This is a genomic window from Cellulomonas sp. HD19AZ1, from assembly GCF_004535805.1.
GTDB lineage: Bacteria > Actinomycetota > Actinomycetes > Actinomycetales > Cellulomonadaceae > Cellulomonas > Cellulomonas iranensis.
Window position 1 is genome coordinate 238571 of record NZ_SPHX01000004.1, and the last position, 25391, is coordinate 263961.

At 72.4% G+C, this 25391-nt stretch carries 18 protein-coding genes and 2 tRNA genes; 11 read left to right on the forward strand and 9 right to left on the reverse strand.

Annotated features, from left to right (window positions below):
• Positions 1-199: 199 nt before the first annotated feature.
• The 9 genes from E4A51_RS09770 to rpmH all read right to left on the reverse strand — a co-directional run bounded on the left by E4A51_RS09770 (position 200) and on the right by rpmH (position 12024).
• Positions 200-1345, reverse strand: coding sequence for a ParB/RepB/Spo0J family partition protein (locus E4A51_RS09770; RefSeq protein ID WP_134851619.1), 1146 nt, complete (start codon positions 1343-1345; stop codon positions 200-202).
• Positions 1342-2397, reverse strand: coding sequence for a ParA family protein (locus tag E4A51_RS09775; protein WP_046529674.1), 1056 nt, complete (start codon positions 2395-2397; stop codon positions 1342-1344). Before E4A51_RS09775 ends, E4A51_RS09770 begins: the two co-directional genes overlap by 4 nt.
• Before the next feature lie 979 nt (positions 2398-3376).
• Positions 3377-4054 (reverse strand): 16S rRNA (guanine(527)-N(7))-methyltransferase RsmG, encoded by a 678-nt coding sequence (gene rsmG / locus E4A51_RS09780; RefSeq protein WP_226237924.1) that lies wholly within the window; start codon positions 4052-4054, stop codon positions 3377-3379.
• Between the two features lie 3697 nt (positions 4055-7751).
• Complete coding sequence (locus tag E4A51_RS09790) at positions 7752-8027, reverse strand: hypothetical protein (protein WP_134851622.1); 276 nt, start codon at positions 8025-8027, stop codon at positions 7752-7754.
• Between the two features lie 1468 nt (positions 8028-9495).
• On the reverse strand, positions 9496-10011 hold the full coding sequence (locus E4A51_RS09795; RefSeq protein WP_046529676.1) for a R3H domain-containing nucleic acid-binding protein: 516 nt from the start codon (positions 10009-10011) through the stop codon (positions 9496-9498).
• Between the two features lie 64 nt (positions 10012-10075).
• The gene (yidC, locus tag E4A51_RS09800; protein ID WP_134851623.1) at positions 10076-11197 is read right to left on the reverse strand and encodes a membrane protein insertase YidC; all 1122 of its coding nucleotides are present in this window, start codon (positions 11195-11197) and stop codon (positions 10076-10078) included.
• Positions 11198-11219: 22 nt separating this feature from the next.
• Positions 11220-11507, reverse strand: a complete 288-nt coding sequence (gene yidD / locus E4A51_RS09805) for a membrane protein insertion efficiency factor YidD (RefSeq protein ID WP_082740305.1) — start codon at positions 11505-11507, stop codon at positions 11220-11222.
• Positions 11504-11875, reverse strand: coding sequence for a ribonuclease P protein component (gene rnpA / locus E4A51_RS09810; RefSeq protein ID WP_134851624.1), 372 nt, complete (start codon positions 11873-11875; stop codon positions 11504-11506). Before rnpA ends, yidD begins: the two co-directional genes overlap by 4 nt.
• 11 nt (positions 11876-11886) lie before the next feature.
• Positions 11887-12024 carry a 50S ribosomal protein L34 gene (rpmH, locus tag E4A51_RS09815; RefSeq protein WP_043601468.1) on the reverse strand — a complete coding sequence of 46 codons (138 nt, stop codon included), beginning with the start codon at positions 12022-12024 and terminating at the stop codon, positions 11887-11889.
• Positions 12025-12567: 543 nt separating this feature from the next.
• On the opposite strand from rpmH, the gene dnaA reads away from it, so the two are divergent.
• From dnaA to E4A51_RS09865, 11 genes are all read left to right on the forward strand, one after another.
• Positions 12568-14136, forward strand: a complete 1569-nt coding sequence (gene dnaA, locus E4A51_RS09820; RefSeq protein ID WP_070320752.1) for a chromosomal replication initiator protein DnaA — start codon at positions 12568-12570, stop codon at positions 14134-14136.
• A 779-nt stretch (positions 14137-14915) separates the two neighbouring features.
• Positions 14916-16046 carry a DNA polymerase III subunit beta gene (gene dnaN / locus E4A51_RS09825; RefSeq protein WP_046529681.1) on the forward strand — a complete coding sequence of 377 codons (1131 nt, stop codon included), beginning with the start codon at positions 14916-14918 and terminating at the stop codon, positions 16044-16046.
• Between the two features lie 87 nt (positions 16047-16133).
• A complete protein-coding gene (gnd, locus tag E4A51_RS09830; RefSeq protein ID WP_046529682.1) occupies positions 16134-17063 on the forward strand; it encodes a phosphogluconate dehydrogenase (NAD(+)-dependent, decarboxylating) in 930 nt (309 codons plus the stop codon).
• Between the two features lie 5 nt (positions 17064-17068).
• Positions 17069-18265 (forward strand): DNA replication/repair protein RecF, encoded by a 1197-nt coding sequence (gene recF, locus E4A51_RS09835; RefSeq protein WP_070320751.1) that lies wholly within the window; start codon positions 17069-17071, stop codon positions 18263-18265.
• A gap of 127 nt (positions 18266-18392) precedes the next feature.
• Positions 18393-18956, forward strand: a complete 564-nt coding sequence (locus E4A51_RS09840; RefSeq protein WP_226237914.1) for a DUF721 domain-containing protein — start codon at positions 18393-18395, stop codon at positions 18954-18956.
• A gap of 207 nt (positions 18957-19163) precedes the next feature.
• A complete protein-coding gene (gyrB, locus tag E4A51_RS09845) occupies positions 19164-21239 on the forward strand; it encodes a DNA topoisomerase (ATP-hydrolyzing) subunit B (protein WP_046529684.1) in 2076 nt (691 codons plus the stop codon).
• 66 nt (positions 21240-21305) lie between these two features.
• Positions 21306-23900 carry a DNA gyrase subunit A gene (gene gyrA / locus E4A51_RS09850; protein ID WP_070320068.1) on the forward strand — a complete coding sequence of 865 codons (2595 nt, stop codon included), beginning with the start codon at positions 21306-21308 and terminating at the stop codon, positions 23898-23900.
• Positions 23897-24892 (forward strand): DUF3566 domain-containing protein, encoded by a 996-nt coding sequence (locus E4A51_RS09855; RefSeq protein ID WP_046529686.1) that lies wholly within the window; start codon positions 23897-23899, stop codon positions 24890-24892. Before gyrA ends, E4A51_RS09855 begins: the two co-directional genes overlap by 4 nt.
• A gap of 134 nt (positions 24893-25026) precedes the next feature.
• Positions 25027-25100 (forward strand) — tRNA-Ile (locus E4A51_RS09860).
• 61 nt (positions 25101-25161) lie between these two features.
• Complete coding sequence (locus E4A51_RS18710) at positions 25162-25281, forward strand: DLW-39 family protein (RefSeq protein WP_213319957.1); 120 nt, start codon at positions 25162-25164, stop codon at positions 25279-25281.
• Positions 25282-25297: 16 nt separating this feature from the next.
• Positions 25298-25370: transfer RNA gene (locus E4A51_RS09865), tRNA-Ala, on the forward strand.
• Positions 25371-25391 lie beyond the last annotated feature (21 nt).

Below are 25391 nucleotides of genomic sequence, written 5' to 3' on the forward strand. Positions count from 1 at the left end.
GACGCGAGTCGTACATACGGTTGTCACGTCGATGTACGTTGCCGTCGACGACCGGCGCGGGCGCGACCGCACCCGCTGCGCGCAGGCCGAGTCGACCGCCTCGTCCCCTCGGCGCTGGGGCGCGGCCGGATCGACGACGACGGCCGGGCGCCTGACGCCCGTCGAGAACGGTCGGCACCTCGCCGGCACGGGAGCCCGGTCAGGGCCGCAGGACGCCCGGGTCGTCGGGAGCGAGGGCCGTCAGGATGCGGTTGAGGTCCTGCACCGACGCGAACTCGACGGTGAGCTTGCCACGCGACTTGCCGAGGTCGACCTTCACGCGCGTCTCGAAACGGTCCGACAGCCGAGCGGCCAGGTCGTCCAACGCCTCGTTCCGGACGCCGGCACGCGGCCGCGGACGTCGCGTCGGCGCGGTCTCGTCCCCACCCAGCGCGACGATCTCCTCGACCGCGCGCACCGAGAGCCCCTCCGACACGATCCGCTGCGCGAGACGCTCGATGGCCGCACCGTCCGCCAGGCCCAGGAGCGCCCGCGCGTGCCCCGCCGACAGGACGCCCGCCGCGACGCGGCGCTGCACCAGCGGCGGCAGCTTCAGCAGCCGCAACGTGTTGGAGATCTGCGGACGCGACCGGTGGATCCGCGTCGCGAGCTCCTCGTGCGTGCAGCCGAAGTCGTCGAGGAGCTGCTGGTAGGCGGCCGCCTCCTCGAGCGGGTTGAGCTGGGCGCGGTGCAGGTTCTCCAGGAGGGCGTCGCGCAGCAGGTCGCCGTCCTCGGTCTCCCGCACGATCGCCGGGATCGTGGTGAGGCCCGCCTCCTGCGTCGCGCGCCAGCGCCGCTCCCCCATGATCAGCTCGTAGCCGTCGCCCACAGCACGCACGACGACCGGCTGCAGCACGCCGATCTCACGGATCGAACCCACGAGCTCGGCCAACGCGTCCTCGTCGAACACCACGCGCGGCTGTCGAGGGTTGGGCCGGATCGACGTGACGGAGAGCTCCGCGAACCGCGCCCCGGGGACCGGGACCAGGCCGTCCGTGTCGACCGACGCGGCCGCGCCACCCGCGACGACGTCGGTGGCTGCCGCCGCGTCACCCGCATCGACGTCCGCGGCTGCCACCGCGTCGACGGCGTCGGCGGTGGGGGCGGTGGGGGCGCCGGCCGCGATCGCGGACGCGTCCTCGACGGCTGGGTCGACCGTGCTCGCGGCCGACGCGGCCCGCTCGTCCTTGCGCGTGTCGGGGAAGAACACGTCGACGGGACGGTCCCCGGTGCTGCGCGGGGTCTCCAGACCCGTGGGGATCAAGGCCCCCAGTCCGCGGCCGAGGCCGCGACGCTTCTCGCTCACTGGTCCTCCTGGGCGGGCGTGGCCGGCACGGGCACGCCGTCGGTACGGGTGGTGGCCTGCACGGCACGCTCCGCGAGCTCGCGGGCCGCCTCGAGGTACGCGAGCGCGCCCGACGAGCTGCCGTCGTACGTGATGACGGTCTGCCCGTAGCTGGGCGCCTCGGAGATCCGGACGGACCGCGGCACCGTCGTGCGCAGCGTCTGCTCCGGGAAGTGCGTCCGCACCTCCTCGGCGACCTGCTGCGCGAGGTTGGTGCGCGCGTCGTACATCGTGAGGAGGATCGTCGAGACGGCGAGCCGCGGGTTCAGGTGCGCCTGGATGAGGTCGATGGTCTTGAGGAGCTGCGACAGGCCCTCGAGTGCGTAGTACTCGCACTGGATCGGGATCAGGACCTCGCGTGCCACGACGAACGCGTTGACCGTCAGCAGGCCGAGGCTCGGGGGGCAGTCGACGAAGACGTAGTCGATCCGCTCGTGGCCGTTGTCGGTGCGCCACGTCAGGTAGTTGTCGAGCGCGGTCCGTAGCCGGGTCTCACGGGCCACCATGGAGACGAGCTCGATCTCGGCCCCGGAGAGGTCGATCGTCGCCGGCAGGCACCACAGGCCCGGGACGTCGGGGCTCTGCTGGACCGCCTCGTGCATGGGCGCGCCGTCGACGAGCACCTCGTAGATCGACGGCGTCCCCGCGCGGTGCTCGATGCCGAGCGCGGTCGACGCGTTCCCCTGCGGGTCGTTGTCGAGGACCAGGACCTGCAGGCCCGCCTGCGCGAGCGCGGCCGCGAGGTTGACGGTCGTCGTCGTCTTGCCGACGCCACCCTTCTGGTTGGCGACCGTGATGACCCGCGTCCGCGGCGGTCGGGGGAACTTCCGCCCGCGCAGCTCGATCCTGCGGCGGGCGTCGAGCTGCAGCTCGGCGAGCAGCGGCGTGTCGTCCGACGCGCGCGGCAGGCTGTCGACGATCGCGGCGCGACGGGCCTCCTCCGGGTCACCCGCGGGGCTCGGCGCACCGGTCGCGCTCTCGGTCCCGGGGGCGGGGTCCTGCTGGTCGTCCACGGGTCCTCTTTCGTCCTCACGCGCCGCGCGGGCGGTGTTCGTGCTGGTCAGAGCGGTGTCGGCGAGCGTCGCACGCACCTGGTCGAGCGCACGCGGCTCAGCGGGGCGCTCCCCCGGAGGTGCGGACGACGTGTCACCAGCACCCACCGCCACGGCGTCCGACGGGTCGGGGTGCCGCGCACCGCCGTCCGCGTCGTCAGGTGGCCCGTCCGGGGTCGTGCCGGCCGGCTGCTCAGTCTCCCACGCGTACACCGCTCCCAGCTGCGTCACCGAGACGGGGCGCGGACGGGCGCCACGACGCGGGCGTGCATCCTCAGTCGTCGCGGCGTCGTCCAGCGCGGTGGGTGCGGGGGCCTCCCCTTCGACCGCCAGGGTCGACGTGGTTCCACGTGAAACGACGTCGTGCGGTGGGACGTGGGTGGCGCCTTCGGGGCCCGGGTCGACGCCCTCGTCCGCGGCCTCGCCGTGCGTCGCGGTCTCCGTCGCGGCACCAGCGCCGTCCTGGACCTCGGCTTGGGTGCTGTCGTCCACGCCGGGAGGCGCTTCCGTGTCGCGGCCGTGCGTGTGGACTCCAGCGCCCGCATCGGTCTCGGTGTCCGGCCCCGCGCTCCATCGGGGCACGCCGCCGGCGGTCGGTACAGACGTGGTCGACGGTCCGGGCACGTGGTCCCCGTCGGCTCCGCCGTCCTGCTCGGCCTGGGCCTCGTCGACGGCGACGGAGCTCGCGACCGACGGGCCGCGGGAGAGGTCGGCGGTCGCCGGCCACTGCGGGCTCGTCGCCCCGGCCACGGCTCCACGGGACGACCACGCCGGAGTGACCGGCGCCTCGGACGGCGTCGCGCCCGCGGCGGGACGGTGATCGGGAGGGCTTCCGGGCTGCCACTCGTCGGCCGGCGGCACTGCCGGTACGGGGACGTCGGTCGCCGGCGTCGCAGCCGCCGCGCGAGCAGCCGCCGCCTTCTCTTCGCGGCGCTTCTTCCTACCGAACACCTCGCACCCTCCTCACCGCGGTCACGACGCGTGTCGGTTCGGTCCCGGGGATGGTCACGGCCTCGTGCACGCGACCGTCGACCAGCCCGACCGCTCGCATCGCCTTCGCGGCTGCCGCGAGCTCGTCCTCGGCGCGGGCGCCCTTCATCGCGACCACCGTCCCGCCGTCGCGGACGAGCGGAGCGGTCCACCGGTAGAGCTTGTCCAGCGCGGCGACGGCACGCGCGGTCACGGCGTCGGCCTCGATCGCACCGTCGAGCTCCTGCGCCCGCGCACGTCTGACCTCGACGTTCGGGAGCGCGCAGCGCGCGACCACGTCGTTCAGCCACGCGACCCGCCGCTCCATGGGCTCGACGAGCACCACCTCGGCGTCGGGGAGCATGGCCGCCACGACGATCCCGGGCAGACCGGCCCCGGATCCCACGTCCACGACCACACCGGTCTGCGGGAGGTACGGCACCACCGCTGCCGAGTTGAGCAGGTGCCGCTCCCACAACCGCGGGATCTCTCGTGGGCCGATGAGCCCGCGCAGCTCACCCTCCTCGACCAGGTAGTCCCGGAAGGTGCGGACCGCCACCCACGCGTCGGCGAAGAACTCGGGCAGCCGCGGGTCACCGTCCCACGGGTCAGGCTCGTTCGCTGCGAGATCCGGTGACTGGTCCTGCACCCGGTGGCTCCTGTTCCACGTGAAACGAGCGGTCGACTCGACGGTGGCACGGCCCGTTCGTCGCGCCCCTACGCTACCCCGCCGCATACCGCCGGACCGGGAGGCCCGCGCCCGCGATCGCGTGCGCGACCTCCCGATGCGTGCGCGTGCCCGAGCGACAGCCGGATGCTCGGCGTCGCCTTGCCGGACCCTCCGGCTGGCGACGCGACGCAGCGGCGCACGAGCGACAGGGGGTGCTGGACCGGCACCCAGCACTCAGCAACGAGCACCAAGCACCCGGCACCCAGCACCGAGCACCGAGCACCGAGCACCGAGCACCGAGCACCGAGCACCGAGCACCGAGCACCGAGCACCGAGCACCGAGCACCGAGCGTGCATGACGTGCCGCATCGGTCGAACGGACGGTGCGGGAACGGCTGGAAGGCTGACGCGGAGGCGGTCCTCGGGGCGGCTGGTGCAGCGATCGGGCTCGCGGCCACGCGGTCGCTCGTGTCGACACCATCCGATCCTCGCGCGGTGTGGACGAACCGCTGCGGTCGGGTGCCGAAGTGCGCCCCCCGTCCGCGCCCGCTCGGTGGGAAGTTCCTCGGCGCCCCCACCAGGTGCCGCTGACACATTGACGCGCAGCCTGTCGCGGCACGTGTGCGCAGACCCGGACACTCGCGCTGACCCGCCGCCTCGGGTGGCGGGTCACGCTGAGGTGCCACGCGAACGTGTCCACCGCTCGAGCCCCGCACGAGGTCGATCCCGGCACGGGCACCGGAGCACGCCGTTTGGCGATGCGCCGCAGGACGTCGTCCTCGGTTGGACCGCACTGCTCCGCCCCTCGGTGCAGGCGCAAGCGCGCGGCGGCGGCGGGCCCTCCGCAGCGGTCGCTCCCTCGACCGCGTCGGTCCCCTCCCATGGAGGCAGGCTCGGCCGCCCTCCGCGGAAGCGCTGGCCGACGCCGCGCTGATCTCCTCGTGTCGAGCCACCTCGGTAGACGTGCGGCGCTTCCGCCTTTCGGCGGCCGTCCCATCGGCGTTGCGCGGGCGCTCGACCACGCTTCTGACACGCGCGGCTGCGCGTCCGTGGCAGTCGCACGTGCTGCACCCAGCTGATCGACCGAGTCTGGCGAGAGCCCCCTCGACTGCTGCAGTCGGAGTGGTCACGATGAGCAACTCCCCGCGCTGCGGTTCGACGACGGTCGCTCCCGCGCCATCGCAGGCGCTCAGCCGGTGCTACCGCCCCGACTGCCTTCCAGCGAGCACCTCAAGGTACGAGCACCCGCCGCGGCGTGCGTGCACCGGTGGGCGACTCGTCGTCCGGCGGAGGGCTGCTGACTCCCCCGTCACCGCACAGCGAAGACGGCGCGACGCTCTGTCAACCCGACCACGATCTGCCGTCCACGCTCACACTCAACCTCACGCTCACGCCCACGCTCACGCCCAACCTCACGCTCACGCTCACGGCGAGGCTCACCACTGGTCGCCGCGCCGGACGGGCCTTCCAGTGGACAGGGCGCGTCCGCCGAGCCGGCGTGCCCCTCGTGGGTCGGACCCCGATCTCGACAGTCCACCTCGGAGGGAGTCCCCACGTCCGCCGCGCGCACCACGCCACCACAAGCGGCGGGTGCCACACGGGCTGCTTCCTCCTCATGTGCCGCGCCGTAGCGAGTTGCTCCCTAGCCGTCGCATCGAGGACTCCCGCGGGCCCGGGGTCGCGGACGTTCGCGCCGGAGCACTGCGCGCCCCAGGACCCCCGTTGCCGCGCGAGGCCTGCATCGCCACTGCCCCTGGCCTCCCGCACGCCGTCGAGCGGGCGGCCCTCGTTCCCGCCAGCCGGGTGCTCATGGAACGGTCGATCGCACGCAGCATTGCCCGACATGAAGGAGCGCCCCGCGCCCTCAGGACGTGTCCACGCCAAGCAGTCCGCCAGTTCCACGTGAAACGCCGCGTGGCATGCGGTGTTGGCGAAGACTCATCGAGCCACCAAGAGGGCTCCCCTCTATGTCGCGGTTGCACGTGAGACCCGCGACGTGGCATCAATCCATCGTGTTCCACGTGAAACCGTGAGCCGGGTCCTCCCGCGCGGGGTGCCGCGTGCAGACGGAACAAGGGCTCTCTGATACCTCTCCGCGTGGAGACGAGCCTCGCCCCGTGCGGCGTGGTCCGACGCGGCGTGACGCCCGGCAGAAGTCCGCAGCCGGGCGGCACGTCTCTGCGCGGCCAGCCTTGCGCACGACGGCGCCAGCGCCGCGGCCTCTTCGATATGAGGGCATCGCGGTACTCGTGGCGTAGTCGTCGCGTCAGAACTCAGCCAGAACGAATGCGTCGGAGCGCGACGTGAGCGTCGACGCTCGTGACTCGAGGATCCGGCTCGCACGAAGCTCACCGACCGGTCGAGACCTCGCCGCTCGCCACAGCCTCCCTGCATGCTCGCGCCCTTCACCGCGCGTGAGGATCCCCGTGAGGGCTGGCGGTCTAGTGTCACCGGCGGGGTCACCCCAACGGACCCCACGAGGGAGCACCCATGTGCGCCTTGGCCGGTAGGTGACGGTCGAGCTGGATACGCCCATGTGGCCGTCCACCTCAGTTAAGAACTCACGCCTCCCCGTGACGCACCCCGGCCGCACCGCCCTGCGGGGCACACCCGAAGGAGCCGCGGCGAAGCGTGCGTGCCAGCGCCATGTGCCCGCGCCGCTCGTTGTTGGCCACCGCCGACCACAGCCAGTTGAGGGGGCCTTGCACCTGACGCTCCTCGCCTGGCGCGGCTGGGTCTCCGGTCACGGCGGAAGGTCTCGACATCTCGCCGGACTGCGGGGACCGAGAGGCGTCCGCATCCGTTCCACGTGAAACCGGCCGGCGGACGGCGCACACGACACCCCGTCCTTGCATCCACCTCGCCGGGCGCTCGGCACGCCGCCAACGGCCGCCGACCGCGCATGGCGATGAGCACCACCTCCTCACGACTCACAGCGCCGTCCACCCGCGCGGCGCCGCGGCGCTCGCGTAGCGTCGGCGATCTCAGTGCGTCGTCGGCGAGCTCAGCAACCCGTCGGTGAGCTCAGCATCTCGTCGGTGCGCTCAGGACCTCGGGCCGCAGCGTCGACGAAGGATGGGTCGAGCGTCGTCGCTCTGACCCGCGAGCCGCAGCCCGGCCAAGCGCACTGACCCACGGCCCCACGCACAGCGGCGCGAGGAACCACCGCCCCGACGCCCCCGCCGTGCGACGTCGGCGTTCTGAGCAGCACCCACCATCAACAACTCGCGGGTGCTGTCGTGCGCCCCGCGCCTCAGCTCACCGACCCATGACCGGCGACTGACAGCGCCGCGGCCGACCCCACGGACCACGATGTCTGAGCTCACGACGGTGAACCCGAGTCGCCGGACCAGCGCGAGCCGCGCGCACTCGCGCGGCAACACCGCACACGGTTCTACCGTCGACCGTCAACCGCCGCCGGCCCCGTTCCACGTGAAACACGCGGGCGCCCCGCGCCGCCGAGGGCGCGCAGCGACCACCGTCCCGCCGCCCGACGCAGCCGACGCAGCCGACGCAGCCGACGCAGCCGACGCAGCCGACGCAGCCGACGCAGCCGACGCAGCCGACGCAGCCGACGCAGCCGACGCAGCCGACGCAGCCGACGCAGGACGTAACCACTCCCCCCGACAGCCCGCGACTCATCGAGGAACGGCGCCGCCGGCCAGGCAGGCATCGATCACACCGTCCGCACGAGACGCGCGACGTCCCGCCGCCCCCGTCGACCGATCCCGTCCGGCTGGACCCCTTCATCGGGCCCGCAACCGGCGAGACGGCCACGCCGCGTCAGGCGCCCGCGGGCGCCTGACTCGCGCAGCTCGGAACGCCGGGTGCCTTCGAGCGGGGTGCCCGCCATCGTCGCGACGATGCCCGTACCGACGAGCTCGCGGTCGTTCTTCAGCAATCCGCACCAGGCGCACAGCACCCGGTGCGTGCGACTCTCGACCGTCCTCACTGGACGACACGTCCCGACCAGGTCGGGTCGCGACACGTCCCACCGCATTGAGTGCTCATTTCGGGCCTCGGCGGCGTTCGAGGAGCGCCCTTCAGAGCGTTCGCAGGCTCGTCAGGCCACCATCCTCCGCTCCGGATCGCCAGGAGGATCGTTCCTGGAGAACTTTCGGGGCGCTCAAACGCCCTGTTCCACGTGAATCACAGCCCCAAAGCGACCCACTGCTCGTCGAACGCGGGACTCCCACCCGCGCGACACCCCCATGCCGCCACCTCACCGACCGACGAACGCCGCCCGACGAACACCGCCCGACGGGCGTCGCGCAGAGGCGGAGCAGGACAACCTCGACGATCGAGACACCGGGACGAGAGCGCTCAGTACGACCTTCGACCCGGTGTCCGATCCGAGGCGTCGGTCTCCACTCTCACGCCAGCGGCGCAAGCCACGGACCGCTGCCGTCGCGGTCAGCTCCGGTGTGGCGAGCGTCGACCTGAGCGTGCCGGCGACCTGTGGACAAGACACGTCTCCACTCAGCACCCGACCGCACCCACCACCGACCCGCGGTCACCACCGAGACGAGCGAGGCGCGGCGCGAGCGTCCGGCAGCACTCCCCGATCCGGGTCACCGAGACGACGCTCGTCGCCAGGCAACGACGCACCACTCCACGCGGGTCGCCGCATCCGCCGAGCCGTTCCCGACCACCAGCGGCCGAGCGCACGACCCCGAGCCCGACCTAGCGATAGCTCTCCCCCGAGCGCGTGCACGACTGCGGTCGTCGACGGGTCGCCCGTCTGCCTCTGAGGCCGGGCCGAGCAGCTCGACTCACCTCGACGGCTCGACCTCCTCCGAGATCGACCACTCGCCGAACCGACCGACGGCCCTCACGCCATCCCTCAGGACGTGCCCGCCCCCCCGATCACCCGGGGCAGTGGCTAGCCGTTCGCGCCCCCCCGTGGGCGACACCGCCAGCGCACGGAGCGCACCGGCACGGTCCACCCGGTCACGCGCGAACCGAGGAAGACCTCGCCCTCGCCGGTAGTCCCTCTCGACACCCATGGCCCGTCCGCCCCTGAGACCCCCCGCAGGCCCGACCACCCAGGGTGTGCCGCAACGATGTCGGAGCACACCGCGACGACGGTGTCGCGCGGAGACCGGCACATTCCGGACATCGTACGGTTCCTGGAGGCCGGTCCTGCGGGCCACGCGCCGCGCCCACGAGGCGCTCTACGCTCCGAAACGCCAGGAGAATCGTTCCTGGCGAAGCCGAAGGGCCGCCGCGGCCACGTCACGGGGCCCCAGTTCGCCAGGAGCCAATCTCCCGCGCACGGGTCACGCGCCGCGGACACACCTCCCGACGCGGTCACCCGGCCCGAGGCATGGTCGACGACCACAGCCGTCGACTCGTGGAGACGACGCAGGGCGGGTGGCTCGCGCCACCCGCCCTGCGTGCACCGTCGTCCCGGGGTCAGGTCACGCCGGCTTGACGACCACCCGGCGGTCCGGCTCGACGCCGACGGAGTCGCTCACGAGGCCGGCCTCGGCCACCGCGTCGTGCACGACCTTGCGCTCGAACGGGTTCATCGCGGAGAGCGTGACCGCCTCGCCGTCTGCCTTGACCTGGTCGATGGCGGTGCGGGCGATCGCGACGAGCTCGGTCCGCCGCTGCGCACGGAACCCGGCGATGTCGAGCATCAGCCGGCTGCGCTCGCCCGTCTTCGTCTGGACGGCGAGGCGCGTGAGCTCCTGCAACGCGTCCAGCACCTCCCCCTCGGCGCCGACGAGACGGCGGAGCGCTGCCGCGTCCGAGCCGTCCTCGGCCACGATCTCCACGGCAGCCCGCCCGTGGTCGACGTCGATGTCGATGTCACCGTCGAGGTCGGCGATGTCGAGGAACTCCTCGAGGTAGTCGGCGGCGATCTCGCCCTCCTCCTCGAGGCGCTTCACGACGTCGGCGTCGGCGGCCGTGTCCGGCTCGGTCGTACCCATGTCTTCTCCGTTCAGCGGTGTCGCACCGTCGTCGGCCCTGCGGGGGCCGTCGTCGCGGTGGTGGTCAGGGACGGGGGCCGTCGGGCGTCGAGCCGCCGGAGGGCGGACCCTTGCGCTTCTTCTTCGGAGCGGGCGCGGTCGGTTCGCTCGGAGCGGCGGGCGCGTCCTCGACCGTGCCAGCGGCGTCGGATGCGTCGTCCGCGCCGCCCCCCGCCTGCTGCGGCCGCGCCTTGGCGCGGTCCTTGCGCTTCGGCTGCTGACGCTGGCCGCGGGGCTTCTCGTCGATGACGGCGGTCGCGGTCGAGGTCTGCTCGATCGTCTCGCCGCGGGCGGCCGCCTTCCTGGCCTGCCGCTCCTTGAGCGCCTTCTCCGCCTGCGAACCCGGTGCCGGCATGCGGCGGATCGTGTAGAACTGCTGCCCCATCGACCACAGGTTGGTGGTGGTCCAGTAGATGAGGACACCGATCGGGAAGTTCACGCCCGAGACGGCGAAGATGAACGGCAGCACGTAGAGCAGGATCTTCTGCTGCTGCGCCATCGGGCCGGTGAGTGCGGCCGGCGGCATGTTCTTCATGGTGAGCTGTCGCTGCGTCGTGAACGTCGTCACCGACATCGCGACGATGAGGACGATGGTGACGACGCGGATGTGCCAGTTGCCGTCCCACTGCATGAAGGTGCCGGACAGCGGCGCGCCCCAGATGGTGGCCTGCTCGGCCTGGCCGGCCAGCTCGCGGGTGAGGGGGCCGATCGACTCGGCGCGCGCGTACGTGCCGGACGCCAGGCTCGGGAGCTCGTAGAGCACCCGGAACAGGGCGAAGAAGATCGGCGACTGCAGGAGGATGGGCAGGCAGGACGCGAACGGGTTCGTGCCGTGCTTGCGGTAGAGCTCCATCATCTCGCGGCTCATCGCCTCGCGGGACGCGGGGTCCGTCTTGCCCTTGTACTTCTTCTGCAGGGCCTGCATCTCGGGCTGCACGAGCTGCATGCCACGGGACGCCTTGATCTGCTTGAAGAAGAGCGGGATCAGCAGGATCCGCATGACGATCACGAGTCCGACGATGGACAGCGCCCAGGCGGCGCCGCTCGCGGGGTCGAGGCCGATCCAGGTCAGCAGGTCGTGGAAGCGGACCATGATCCACGCGACCGCGACCATGAGCGGGAACAGCAGGCCGTCCATCCAAGGCATGAGGCGGTGCTCCTCGAGAGCGTCAGTGAGCGGCGGGGGCCGCGTCGAAGGCGTGGTGGTGCCGCGACGGTGGAACGTCGTCGACCCCACCGGGGTTCCAGGGGTGGCACCGCAGGAGTCGCCGCGCGGCGAGCCACGTGCCGCGGACGGCACCGTGACGCTGCACGGCGATGACCGCGTACTGCGAGCACGACGGGTAGAACCTGCAGGTCGGAGGCGTGATCGGCGAGATCACGCGTTGGTACACCCAGAGCAGGCCGAGAAGTACACGAGCGGGCAGAGAGCGCACCACGGCCCAGACGCGCGTCACGGCGTCACCCGGTGCTCGGCACGCCGCGCCGCGCGCCGCTCGGCGCCGTCGATCGCGCCGTCCAGGTCGCGGCCCAGCTGCGCGGAGGAGGCTCCCGCGGCGTCGGGCTGCGCGCGGACGACGACCCGCGTGCCGCTCCCCCAGCGGCCGAGGCGGTTCGCCAGCAGGGCGCGCAGCCGCCGCCGGACCCGGTTCCGGGTCACGGCGTTCCCCACGGCCTTGGAGACGACGAGACCGACCACCGGCGGGCCGGGGTCGGTCGTCGTCGTGAGGTGCACGACGAGGGTGTCGCGTCCCCCGCGCGCGCCGCGACGCACCGTCTGCTGGAAGTCGGCAGAGCGGCGCATCCGGTGCGCTGCAGGGAGCACCGGGGGTGGCGTCAGGCCGAGAGCTCGGCGCGCCCCTTGCGGCGGCGCGCCGCGAGGATGGCGCGGCCGGCACGCGTGCGCATGCGCAGACGGAAGCCGTGGGTCTTGGCCCGGCGCCGGTTGTTCGGCTGGAAGGTGCGCTTGGTCACGACGTTCTCCACACGTTCTCGTCACGGTCGTACGGAGTCGCACGACCAGGTCCTGGTGCCGTGTCCACCGCTCCAGGGATCGCACGCAAGGACACGTGCGAAGGCGTCAGGGCGCGCCGGACGGAGCCGTCGGAAGGCTGGGCCACGCTACGCCGCGGCAGGCGCGTGGGTCAAATGCGCCAGCGTACGCCGCACGGCGGGTGGCACCCACGGCGGCGCCGCGACGCGGCCTCGGACGCCTTACCCCAGGTCAGCAAGTTCTCGGTGGACCCGGCGCGGCGTGTCGTGGGTCTCACCCGCCGGTGCGCTTCTGCGGGTGCCGACCGACCACTAGAGTCGGACATCGTCGTGCCGCCCGGCGCGTGCGCCTCGAGGGTGCGGACGACGCCGTCGCCGGCCCTGTGGACGACGGGCGGGCAGGACCCCCGACGACGGGTCACGGTCCCGCACCGCTGCCACTCACAGGTGTGGACAACTATGTGGACGACGGTCCACCGTGCCAGACTCGCCGGGCCCCGCAGGACCGATCACTGAGGTAGGACGTTGTCACAGGACGAAGAACCGGCCCGCGTGTGGGGACACGTCGTCGCGAGCCTCGAGGCGAGCCCCGACATCACGCCCCGTCAGCTGGCCTTCGTCCGGCTCGCCCACCCGCTGGGCGTACTCGACGGCACGATGCTCCTCGCCGTCGGCAACGACCTCACCAAGGAGTACCTCGAGACGCGCGTCCGCGCCGAGGTCACGCAGGCGCTCGGCGAGGCGCTCGGCCGCGAGGCGCGGTTCGCCGTGACGGTCGACCCCGAGGTGGCCGGCGACGTCCCGCCCGCGCTGCGCGTGGTGCCCCCGGCGCCCGCCGCCACGGGCGCCCCCGCCTACGACGACGAGCCCGACGCGCGCCCCGACCTCGCCCTGGTGACCGCCCACCCTGCCTTCGGCACCCGCGACGAGCGCGCCGAGAGCGCCGACGACGCGCCGGTCGAGCACGCCGTCCGCGACGAGCACGCCGACCCCCGTCCCGTGCTGCGCGCGGTCGACGGCACGAGCGTGGTCACGTCCCCGCGGCGCGCGATGTCCGAGCCGGCACGCCTGAACCCGAAGTACCTCTTCGAGACGTTCGTCATCGGGTCGTCCAACCGGTTCGCGCACGCCGCGGCCGTCGCGGTGGCCGAGGCCCCGGCCAAGGCGTACAACCCGCTGTTCATCTACGGCGACTCGGGCCTGGGCAAGACGCACCTGCTGCACGCGATCGGCCACTACGCGCAGAACCTGTACCCGACGGTGCGGGTGCGCTACGTGAACTCCGAGGAGTTCACGAACGACTTCATCAACTCCATCAGCGAGGGCAAGGCGGGCGCGTTCCAGCGTCGGTACCGCGAGGTCGACGTCCTGCTGATCGACGACATCCAGTTCCTGCAGGGCAAGGAACAGACGATGGAGGAGTTCTTCCACACGTTCAACACGCTGCACAACGCGAACAAGCAGGTCGTGATCACGTCCGACCTGCCGCCCAAGCAGCTCAACGGCTTCGAGGACCGGATGCGGTCGCGGTTCGAGTGGGGCCTCATCACGGACGTGCAGCCGCCGGACCTCGAGACCCGGATCGCGATCCTCCGCAAGAAGGCCGCCAGCGAGCGGCTGCAGGCGCCCGACGACGTGCTGGAGTACATCGCGTCGAAGATCTCGACGAACATCCGTGAGCTCGAGGGCGCGCTCATCCGGGTCACGGCGTTCGCGAACCTCAACCGTCAGCAGGTCGACGTGTCGCTCGCGGAGATCGTCCTCAAGGACCTCATCACCGACGACCAGACGCAGGAGATCACCGCCACCACGGTGATCGGGCAGACGGCCGCGTACTTCGGTCTGAGCATCGAGGACCTGTGCGGGTCGAGCCGGTCGCGCGTGCTCGTCACGGCGCGTCAGATCGCGATGTACCTGTGCCGCGAGCTGACGGACCTGTCGCTGCCGAAGATCGGGCAGGCGTTCGGCGGTCGGGACCACACGACGGTCATGCACGCGAACCGCAAGATCCGCGAGCTCATGGCCGAGCGGCGGTCGATCTACAACCAGGTCACCGAGCTCACCAACCGGATCAAGCAGCAGCACCGCGGCTGAGCGGCTCCCCGGGACCTCACCCCGGGACGCCGGGATGTCGCGTTGGTCCGTTCCCATCCACCGGGTGACCCCGGTTGTCCACAGGTTTGCCCACGGGTTGGGGACACGTGTGAAACGGCTCACCCGACGCGAGAAGCCGGACCTCCTGGCGCGGGGCACGGCGCACGCACCGGCACCGACACCGTGCTGACCTGGGCAGACGCCGCCTCGGCCCGGCAGCACCCGCGCGTCGACGGACGTCGCCGGCGACCGAGGCGCCCCCACGACGGTGAGAGGCCTCTCATACCAAACCGGGGCGAACGCCCCAGCGTTGTCCCCAACCCGGGGGTGAGGGACGCGTAGGACGAATGTTCACACCTGTGCACAGACCTGTGGACGGCGGTGGACGACACGCGCCGACGATGTGGACGGGACCCGTCCTGTCGGTGGACGGCGGTGGAACGTCCCGCGGGCGTCCACCGCCGTCCACCGACGACCCGACGCCCGACCACACCGCCCCGCACAGCCCGAAACCGGCTGTGACCTGCTCGGCGACCCGTCGTCCACACCACCCACAGCCCCGACGACGACGACGACCCATCTCCCAGGAAGGGATCCACACACCGACGTGTGGGTGCTGCGGCGAGCGAGCGGGGCACCGCCCCGCGACGAGGCCCCGACGGTGTACCGGGCGTCGGAGGTGTCGCGTAGTCTTCGGCTCAGCCCCGCCAACGCCCGGATCGCACGCGTCCACGACGACGCGCGCCCCTTCCCCGGGCAGGACGACGAGAAGGTGATGCATGAGGTTCCGCGTCGATCGTGACGTTCTCGCCGACGCCGTCACGTGGACCGCACGCAGCCTGCCGACCCGGCCGCCCGTGCCCGTCCTCGCGGGCGTCCGCATCGAGGCCGACGCCACGGGCACGATCCAGCTGTCGAGCTTCGACTACGAGGTCTCGGCACGCGCGCAGCTGCCCGCCGACGTGAGCGAGCCCGGGACGGTGCTCGTCTCGGGGCGTCTGCTCGCGGAGATCTCGCGCGCTCTGCCGGCCAAGCCCGTCGACGTCGTGCTGGACGGCACCAAGGTGCAGGTCACGTGCGGTGCGAGCCGCTTCACGCTCCTGACGATGCCGGTCGAGGACTACCCGAACCTCCCCGCGATGCCGCCCGTGACCGGCACGGTCGACGGCGACGAGCTGACCCACGCGGTCGCGCAGGTGTCGGTCGCCGCGAGCCGTGACGACACGCTCCCCCTGCTCACGGGCGTGCGCGTCGAGATCGAGGGCGAGCGCGTGACGCTCCTGGCGACCGACCGCTACCGGCTGGCGCTGCGCGAGATGACGTGGAAGCCCGCGAGCCCCGACGTCGAGGCCGTCGCCCTCGTGCGGGCGCGCACGCTCTCCGACGCGGCGAAGTCGCTCGGCGGCTCGGGCTCCGTCGAGGTGTCGCTGTCGAGCGGCGGCGGCGTCGACCTCATCGGCTTCGAGGCCGGGGGCCGCCAGACCACGAGCCTGCTCGTGGACGGCGACTACCCGCCCGTGCGGCGGCTGTTCCCCGACGAGACGCCGATCCACGCGATCGTCAACCGCCAGGCGCTCGCGGAGGCGGCGAAGCGCGTCGCGCTCGTCGCCGAGCGCAACACCCCGATCCGGCTGACGTTCAGCGAGGGTCAGGTCGTGCTGGACGCGGGTCAGGGCGACGACGCGCAGGCGTCCGAGGCGCTCGAGGCGACGCTCGTCGGCGACGACATCTCGGTCGCGTTCAACCCGCACTTCCTCGCCGACGGGCTCGGTGCGCTCGACACGACGTTCGTGCGGATGTCGTTCACGCACCCGAACAAGCCCGTGGAGTTCACGGGCCAGGAGTCGCTCGAGAGCGACGACCGCAAGGACTACCGCTACCTGCTGGTGCCGATCCGCTTCGCGAGCTGACGCCGCTCGCGCGGACGGGCGGCGGGTGCGGCACAGTGGCCGGGGTGCCACGTCGAGCGACGTGGCCCGCGTCGAGAGGGGCGAGGCATGCACATCGGTCTGGTCGGGCTGGGCAAGATGGGCGCGAACATGCGCGCGCGCATCCGCGAGGCCGGCATCGAGGTCACGGGGTTCGACCGCAACCCCGACGTGACGGACGTCCCGTCGCTCGAGGCCCTCGCCGCGGCGCTGCCCGCGGGCGAGCGCGTCGTGTGGGTGATGGTCCCCTCGGGGCCGATCACCGACGCCGTCATCCAGGACCTCGCGGGCCTGCTCACGGCCGGTGACCTGGTCATCGACGGCGGCAACTCGTACTACCAGGACGACGCGGCGCACGCCGCGACGCTCGCCGAGCACGGCATCGGCTTCATCGACGCGGGCGTCTCGGGCGGCATCTGGGGCCTGGAGAACGGCTACGGGCTCATGGTCGGCGGCGACGCCGCCGACGTCGAGCGTGCGATGCCCGTCTTCGACGCGCTGCGCCCCGAGGGCGAGCGCGGCGACGGCTTCGTGCACGCCGGCCCGGTCGGTGCGGGGCACTACGCGAAGATGGTCCACAACGGCATCGAGTACGGCCTCATGCAGGCGTACGCCGAGGGCTACGAGCTGCTGGCGGCGAAGGACCTCATCACCGACGTCCCCGCGACCATGCGCGCGTGGACCAAGGGCACCGTCGTGCGGTCGTGGCTGCTGGACCTCCTCGTGCAGGCGCTGCACGAGGACCCGCGGTTCGCGGCGATCGACGACTGGGTCGAGGACTCCGGCGAGGGCCGCTGGACCGTCGACGAGGCGATCGACCTGGCCGTGCCGGCCCCGGTCATCGCGGCGTCGCTGTTCGCGCGGTTCTCGTCGCGGCAGGGCGAGTCGCCGGCCATGAAGGCCGTCGCCGCGCTGCGCCAGCAGTTCGGCGGGCACGCGGTGCGCGCCGCCGGCGCGGACACCGTGACGCCGTCGGCACCACCCACGTCGGAGGCCTGACCGGCGTGTACGTCGCGCACCTGTCCCTCACCGACTTCCGGTCGTACCCGCAGGTCGAGCTGCCGCTCGACCCGGGCATCACCGCGCTCGTCGGACCCAACGGGCAGGGCAAGACGAACCTCGTCGAGGCGATCGGGTACGTCGCGACGCTCGGCAGCCACCGCGTCCCCTCGGACGCGGCGCTCGTGCGTGCCGGCACGTCGCGGGCGGTCGTGCGCGCGAAGGTCGTCCGCGAGGAGCGCGCGACGCTCGTCGAGGTCGAGGTCACGCCGGGCAAGGCCAACCGCGCGCGGGTCAACGGCGGCTCGCCGGGCCGCGCGCGGGACGTGCTGGGCATCCTGCGCACGGTGCTGTTCGCCCCCGAGGACCTCGCGCTCGTCAAGGGCGACCCGGACGGCCGCCGGCGGTTCCTCGACGACCTGCTGGTGCAGCTCACGCCGCGCATCGCGGGGGTCCTGGGCGACTACGACCGGGTCCTCAAGCAGCGGTCGGCCCTCCTGAAGTCGGCCGCGGCGGCGTCGCGCGCGCGCACGGGCGCGGACCTGCGCACGCTCGACGTGTGGGACGCGAAGCTCGCGGCGACGGGTGCGCAGGTCGTCGTCGCGCGGCAGGCCCTCGTCGCGGCGCTGCGCCCTCGCGCGGCCGACGCGTACCGGCAGGTCAGCGCGGGGCAGGGCGAGCTCGGGATCACGTACCGAGCGTCGCTCGACACGGCCCTGGGCCGGACCGACGACGACCCCGCGCTGCCGGCGGCCGCCGACGCGGCGGCCGTGGAGGGGCTGCTGCTCGAGGCGATGGGCCGGTTGCGCTCCAAGGAGATCGAGCGGGGCGTGTGCCTGGTCGGCCCGCACCGCGACGACCTGGCGCTCGCGCTCGGCGACCTGCCGGCCAAGGGGTACGCGAGCCACGGCGAGTCGTGGTCGGTCGCGCTCGCGCTGCGTCTCGCGTCGTACGAGCTGCTGACGCACGGCGTCGACGACGCGGGTGCGTGGGCCGCGGACTGGGGCCCGGACGGCGAGCCCGTGCTGATCCTCGACGACGTGTTCGCCGAGCTCGACACGCGTCGGCGCGAGCGGCTGGCCGAGCTGGTCGCGGGTGCGCGGCAGGTGCTGGTGACGGCCGCGGTGCCGCAGGACGTGCCCGAGCCGTTGGCGGGCGCACGCGTGGACGTGCTCGGCGGCGAGGTCGCCCGTGTCCTCTGAGGGCGGCGCGGCTCGCGCGCGCCGCTCCCCCGGGACGAGCGCCGACGACGCCCCGCGTGCCGGGACGTCCCGGTCCCGCGCGGTCGCCCGTCCGGCGCGGGGGCCCGCGCCGGACGGCGTCGCGCCGGTGACGGGTGCCGGCGACGACGACGCGCTGCTGCCGGCGCCCACGGCGGTGCCCGACGGCGTCCCCGTGGCCGAGCTCATCGACCTGACGCCGCCCGAGCAGGTGGCCCGGGCCGCGCTGGCCCGGGCGAAGGCCGCCGCTCGCGCGCGCGGGTTGCGACCAGGCGTGACGCCGTCGCGTCCCGTGAGCAGCGGGTCGGCGCCCGGACCGCGGGACCCGCAGCCGCTCGCGATCTCGGCGGGGCTGCTGGCGCGGGACCTCGGCTGGGAGCCGGGCCTCGTGGTGGGCGACCTCGTGCACCGGTGGGCGCAGATCGTCGGTCCGCAGGTCGCGGACCACTGCGAGTACGTCTCGTTCGCGGCGGGGCTGCTGACGGTGCGGGCGTCGTCGACCGCGTGGGCCGCGAACCTGCGGCTGCTGGCACCGGCGATGCTCGCGCGGTTCGACGAGGCGCTCGGTCCGGGCGTCGTGGTGCAGGTGGACGTGCTCGGTCCGGTGGGTCACGGGTTCGGGCGGGGTCCGCGGCGGGTCGCCGGGCGCGGTCCGCGTGACACCTACGGCTGACCGCGCGCCGCGACGACCGTGACACCCCTGGTGCCTCCTGCCCGGGAACGGGCGCCCGGGAGGTAGACTGGACGGGTCAACAGAGCCGCCTGCCTGCCCTCGTGAGACGAGAACTCCGCCGCCGTGGGGTGATCCGGACTCCCGACGGCTCGCAGCCGCTCACGACGCGCCTGGCGCGTACCGAGCTCTCGAGGAGAACCGCTGCCCGTGGCCGACCAGAGCACCCCTCTCGACCCGCAGGACACGAACGACGAGGGGCAGGGCAGCACCCCCGCGCCCGCGCGCCCGAGCGGCGGCGACTACGACGCCAGCGCGATCACCGTCCTCGAGGGCCTCGAGGCCGTCCGCAAGCGCCCCGGCATGTACATCGGCTCGACCGGTGCGCGCGGTCTGCACCACCTCGTGTACGAGGTCGTCGACAACTCGGTCGACGAGGCCCTGGCCGGCTACTGCGACACGATCGAGGTGACGCTGCTCGCCGACGGCGGCGTGCGCGTCACCGACAACGGCCGTGGCATCCCGGTCGCGATCCACCCGACCGAGGGGCGTCCCACGGTCGAGGTCGTCATGACGATCCTGCACGCGGGTGGCAAGTTCGGCGGCAGCGGGTACGCCGTGTCCGGCGGGCTGCACGGCGTCGGCATCTCGGTCGTCAACGCGCTGTCGACGCGCGTGCGCACGGTCGTCAAGCGCGACGGTGCGACGTGGACCATGGACTTCGCCGACGGCGGCAAGCCGGTGGGTGAGCTCCAGCGCGGCGCCGCGACCGACGAGACCGGCACGTCGCAGACGTTCTGGGCCGACCCGTCGATCTTCGAGACCGTCGACTACGACTTCGAGACGCTGCGCGCGCGCTTCCAGCAGATGGCGTTCCTCAACAAGGGCCTGCGCATCACGCTCGTCGACGAGCGTCCCCAGCACACCGACACCGACGACGAGATCGCCGGCGAGAGCTCGCCGGCCGGCGAGGGTGCCGCGCCGCGCACGGTGTCCTACCGCTACGACGGCGGCCTGGTCGACTACGTCAAGCACCTCAACTCGGCCAAGAAGGTCGAGGTCGTCCACCCGGACGTCATCGACTTCGAGGCCGAGGACACGGTCCGCAAGATCTCGGTGGAGATCGCGCTGCAGTGGACCACCGCGTACTCCGAGTCGGTGCACACGTACGCCAACACGATCTCGACGACCGAGGGCGGCACGCACGAGGAGGGCTTCCGCGCGGCGATGACGTCGCTCATCAACCGCTACGCGCGCGAGAAGAACATCCTCAAGGAGAAGGAGGAGAACCTCACGGGCGACGACATCCGCGAGGGGCTCACCGCCGTCATCTCCGTCAAGCTCGGCGAGCCGCAGTTCGAGGGCCAGACCAAGACGAAGCTCGGCAACACCGAGGCCAAGCGGTTCGTGCAGTCGGTCGTCAACGACCAGCTCGGCGCGTGGCTCGACGCGCACCCGTCGGAGGCGAAGGACGTCATCCGCAAGTCGATCCAGGCGGCGGCGGCGCGGCTCGCGGCCCGCAAGGCCCGCGAGGCGACGCGCCGCAAGGGCCTGCTCGACTCGCACTCGATGCCCGGCAAGCTCAAGGACTGCCAGTCCAACCGGCCGGAGGAGTGCGAGGTCTTCATCGTCGAGGGCGACTCGGCCGGCGGCTCGGCGGTGCGCGGCCGCAACCCGCGGACGCAGGCGATCATGCCGATCCGCGGGAAGATCCTCAACGTCGAGCGTGCGCGCCTCGACAAGGCGCTGAGCAACCAGGAGGTGCAGGCGCTCATCACGGCGTTCGGCACCGGCATCGGCGAGGACTTCGACGTCTCGAAGCTGCGGTACCACAAGATCGTGCTCATGGCCGACGCCGACGTCGACGGCCAGCACATCCGCACGCTGCTGCTCACGCTGCTGTTCCGGTACATGCCCGAGCTCATCACGGCCGGGCACGTGTACATGGCGCAGCCGCCGCTGTACCGCATCAAGTGGACCAACGCGGACCACGACTACGTCTACTCGGACCGCGAGCGGGACGCGTTCGTCACCGAGGGCCGCGCGAACGGCAAGCGGCTGCCCAAGGAGAACGCGATCCAGCGGTACAAGGGTCTCGGCGAGATGGACTACTCGGAGCTCTGGGAGACCACCATGTCGCCCGAGCACCGCACGCTGCTGCAGGTGACGCTCGACGAGGCCGCGGCCGCGGACGAGATCTTCTCGGTGCTCATGGGCGAGGACGTCGAGGCGCGACGCTCGTTCATCCAGCGCAACGCCAAGGACGTCCGCTTCCTCGACATCTGACGCGCGCGCCGGTGACCCCGGCCCGCCCGCCCCTGACCTCGCGCCGACGACTGGAGTGACCCGCACGTGACCGAGACCCCCGGCGACATCGAGCACGGCCGCATCGAGCAGGTCGACCTGCAGCTCGAGATGCAGCGCTCGTACCTGGACTACGCGATGGCCGTCATCGTCGGCCGTGCGCTGCCGGACGTGCGTGACGGCCTCAAGCCCGTGCACCGCCGCGTGCTGTACGCGATGTACGACGGCGGCTACCGGCCCGACCGGCAGTTCTCGAAGTGCAGCCGCGTGGTCGGCGACGTCATGGGCAAGTACCACCCGCACGGCGACACGGCGATCTACGACGCGCTGGTCCGCCTCGTGCAGGACTGGTCGATGCGGTACCCGCTGGTCGCGGGCCAGGGCAACTTCGGCTCCCCGGGCGACGACCCGGCCGCTGCGCCGCGGTACACCGAGTGCAAGATGGCGCCGCTGGCCATGGAGATGGTCCGCGACATCGACGAGGACGCGGTCGACTTCCAGGACAACTACGACGGGCACACGCAGGAGCCCACGGTCCTGCCGTCGCGGTTCCCGAACCTGCTGGTCAACGGCTCCGCCGGCATCGCCGTCGGCATGGCCACGAACATCCCGCCGCACAACCTGCGCGAGGTCGCGGCGGGCGTGCAGTGGCACCTGGAGAACCCGGAGGCCACCAAGGAGGAGCTGCTCGAGGCGCTCATGCAGCGCATCAAGGGCCCCGACTTCCCGACCGCCGCGACGATCCTGGGCCGGCGCGGCATCGAGGACGCGTACCGCACGGGCCGCGGCTCGATCACGATGCGCGCGGTCGTCGAGGTCGAGGAGATCCAGGGCCGGCAGTGCCTCGTGGTCACCGAGCTGCCGTACCAGGTGAACCCGGACACGCTCGCGAAGAAGATCGCGGACCTGGTCCGCGAGGGCCGTGTGCAGGGCATCGCCGACATCCGCGACGAGACGTCGGGCCGTACCGGCCAGCGCCTGGTGATCGTGCTCAAGCGCGACGCGGTCGCGAAGGTCGTGCTCAACAACCTGTACAAGCACACCCAGCTGCAGGACACGTTCGGCGCGAACATGCTCGCGCTGGTCGACGGCGTGCCGCGCACGCTGAGCCTCGACGCGTTCGTGCGGCACTGGACGTCGCACCAGATCGACGTCATCCAGCGCCGCACGCGGTACCGCCTGGCGCAGGCCGAGGCGCGCATCCACATCTACCGCGGGTACCTCAAGGCGCTCGACGCGCTCGACGAGGTCATCGCGCTGATCCGCCGCTCCCCCGACGCCGAGGTCGCGCGCACGGGCCTCATGGAGCTCCTCGGCATCGACGAGGAGCAGGCGCAGGCGATCCTCAACCTGCAGCTGCGCCGCCTGGCCGCGCTGCAGCGCCAGGAGATCCTCGAGGAGCACGCCAAGCTGCAGGCGATCATCACCGAGCTCAACGAGATCCTCGGCTCGCCCGAGCGGCAGCGCACGATCGTGTCGGAGGAGCTCGCGACGATCGTCGACAAGTACGGCGACGAGCGGCGCACGCACATCCTGCCGTTCGACGGCGAGGTCTCGATCGAGGACCTCATCGCCGAGGAGGACGTGGTCGTCACGATCACGCGCGGCGGCTACGCCAAGCGCACGCGTGTCGACGCGTACCGTGCGCAGCGTCGCGGCGGCAAGGGGGTGCGCGGCGCGCAGCTGCGCGAGGACGACATCGTCGACCACTTCTTCGTCACGACGACGCACCACTGGCTGCTGTTCTTCACGAACCTGGGCCGCGTGTACCGCGCGAAGGCGTACGAGCTGCCCGAGGGCGGCCGCGACGCCAAGGGTCAGCACGTCGCGAACCTGCTGGCGTTCCAGCCGGGCGAGAAGATCGCGCAGGTCCTGGACCTGCGCGACTACGAGCAGGCCGAGCACCTGGTGCTCGCGACGCGCCGTGGGCTGGTGAAGAAGACGCGCCTGACGGAGTACGACTCGAACCGCACGGGCGGCGTCATCGCGATCAACCTGCGCGAGGACGACGAGGGCCGGGCCGACGAGCTGGTCTCGGCGCGGCTGGTCGACTCCGACCAGGACGTCATCCTGGTGTCGCGGCTCGGCCAGTCGGTGCGCTTCACGGCGTCCGACGAGGCGCTGCGGCCCATGGGTCGTGCGACGAGCGGCGTCACGGGCATGAAGTTCCGCGGCGACGACGACCTGCTCGCGATGGACGTCGTGCGTGAGGACGCGTTCCTGTTCACCGTCACCGAGGGCGGCATCGCCAAGCGCACCGCGCTGACGGTCGAGAACTACCGCCAGCAGGGCCGTGGCGGTCTCGGCATCAAGGTCGCGAACCTGCCCGAGGCGAACGGCGAGCTCGTGGGCGCCCTGGTGACGGACGCCGACGACGAGGTGCTCGTCATCATGGAGCGCGGCAAGATCGTGCGGTCCTCGACCTCCGAGGTCAACGCCACGGGACGCAACACCCAGGGCGTGATCTTCGCCAAGCCGGACGCCGGCGACCGCATCATCGCGGTGGCCCGGAACACCGAGCGTCACCTCGCGGACGATGGCGGTACCGTGGACGAGAACGTCAGCGACACCGACACATCCGACGTACCGGACCCGGAGGGGTCGGTGCCCGACAGCGGTGACCGGCCCTCGGAGGACGCATGAGCGACACGCCCCCCTCGATCCCGCCGCGCAAGCGGCCCACGACGCCCGTGACCGCCGGTGGCGGCCGCCCCTCGGCGTCGGGCGGGGCCCGGTCCGCGCAGCAGGAGAAGGGTGAGGGCGGCGCCACGTCGACCGCCGGGCGGACGTCCGCCGGCACCGCGTCGGGCGGGGCCGCGGCGAAGCCCGCCGAGCGGTCCACGGGCACGAAGGCCCCCGCCCCGGCGTCGGAGAAGGCCACGGGCGCGTCGTCCGAGAAGGTCGCCCGCACCACGTCGTCCGCGAAGGCCCCCGAGGCGCCGGCCGAGAGGGACGTCCCGACCGCGCCCGAGGTGCCCGCACCGCGGACGGACGGCGAGGCCGGAGCCGGTGCCGACCAGCCCTCTCCCCTGGTGACGGCGGTCGACGCGACGACCGTGTGGTTCAAGAAGGCCGCCGGAGCCACGGGTTCCGGGCTCTCCAGGGCGTACGCTCAGCTGACCCGACCCCGCACCGAGGATGCCGACATGACCACGACACCGTCGAAGGCGGGTCCGTCGACCGCTGAGCGCCCCGCGCCGCGGTCCACCGCGCCCGTCACCGGGGCCACCGCCCGTCCGGCGACGGGACGCGTCCCGTCGGTGGGGGGTGGCGGCCCGCGCCGCGTGCGCCTCGCGGTCTCGCGTGTCGACCCGTGGTCGGTCATGAAGCTCGCGTTCCTGCTGTCGGTCGCGGTCGGCATCATGATCGTCGTCGCGGCGGTCGTGGTGTGGTTCACGCTCGACGGGCTGCACGTGTTCGCGACGATCGACGACCTGGTGAAGCAGGTCGTCGGCAGCGGCACGGACCTGACGATCATGGACTACGTGTCGTTCGAGAAGACGGTGTCGGCGGCGACCCTCGTGGCCGTCATCGACGTCTTCCTGCTGACGGCGCTCGCGACGATCGGTGCGTTCCTCTACAACATCGTGGCGGCGCTGGTCGGCGGCGTGCACGTGACCATGACGGACGAGTGATCCGTCCACTCCCCCGACGGGCCGATCGGCTCCCGGCCGCCGGTTTGGGCGCGGCGGCCCGCCTGGGGTAGTCTCGACCGTCGCCCCCACCGGTGCGTTTCCCTCGCGGGAACGACGTCGACGGGTGGCGTGACGGGCCTATAGCTCAGACGGTTAGAGCGCTTCCCTGATAAGGAAGAGGTCACAGGTTCAAGTCCTGTTAGGCCCACCCTGCACCGCATGCCGCGCGCCCCGCGGACCGACCGGAAGCACCCGAGACGGGGGACCCGATGAAGAAGCTCCTGCTCCTGGCCGCGGTTGCGGCCGTCGGCTACGTCGCCTGGCAGAAGTACGCGCAGGACCGCGACGAGCGCGACCTGTGGGCCGAGGTCACCGACACCTTCGAGTGACCGGTCGGCTCGACCGGGGGCCATGGCGCAATTGGTAGCGCACCTGCTTTGCAAGCAGGGGGTTAGGGGTTCGAGTCCCCTTGGCTCCACGTACGTCCACGCGAGACGCT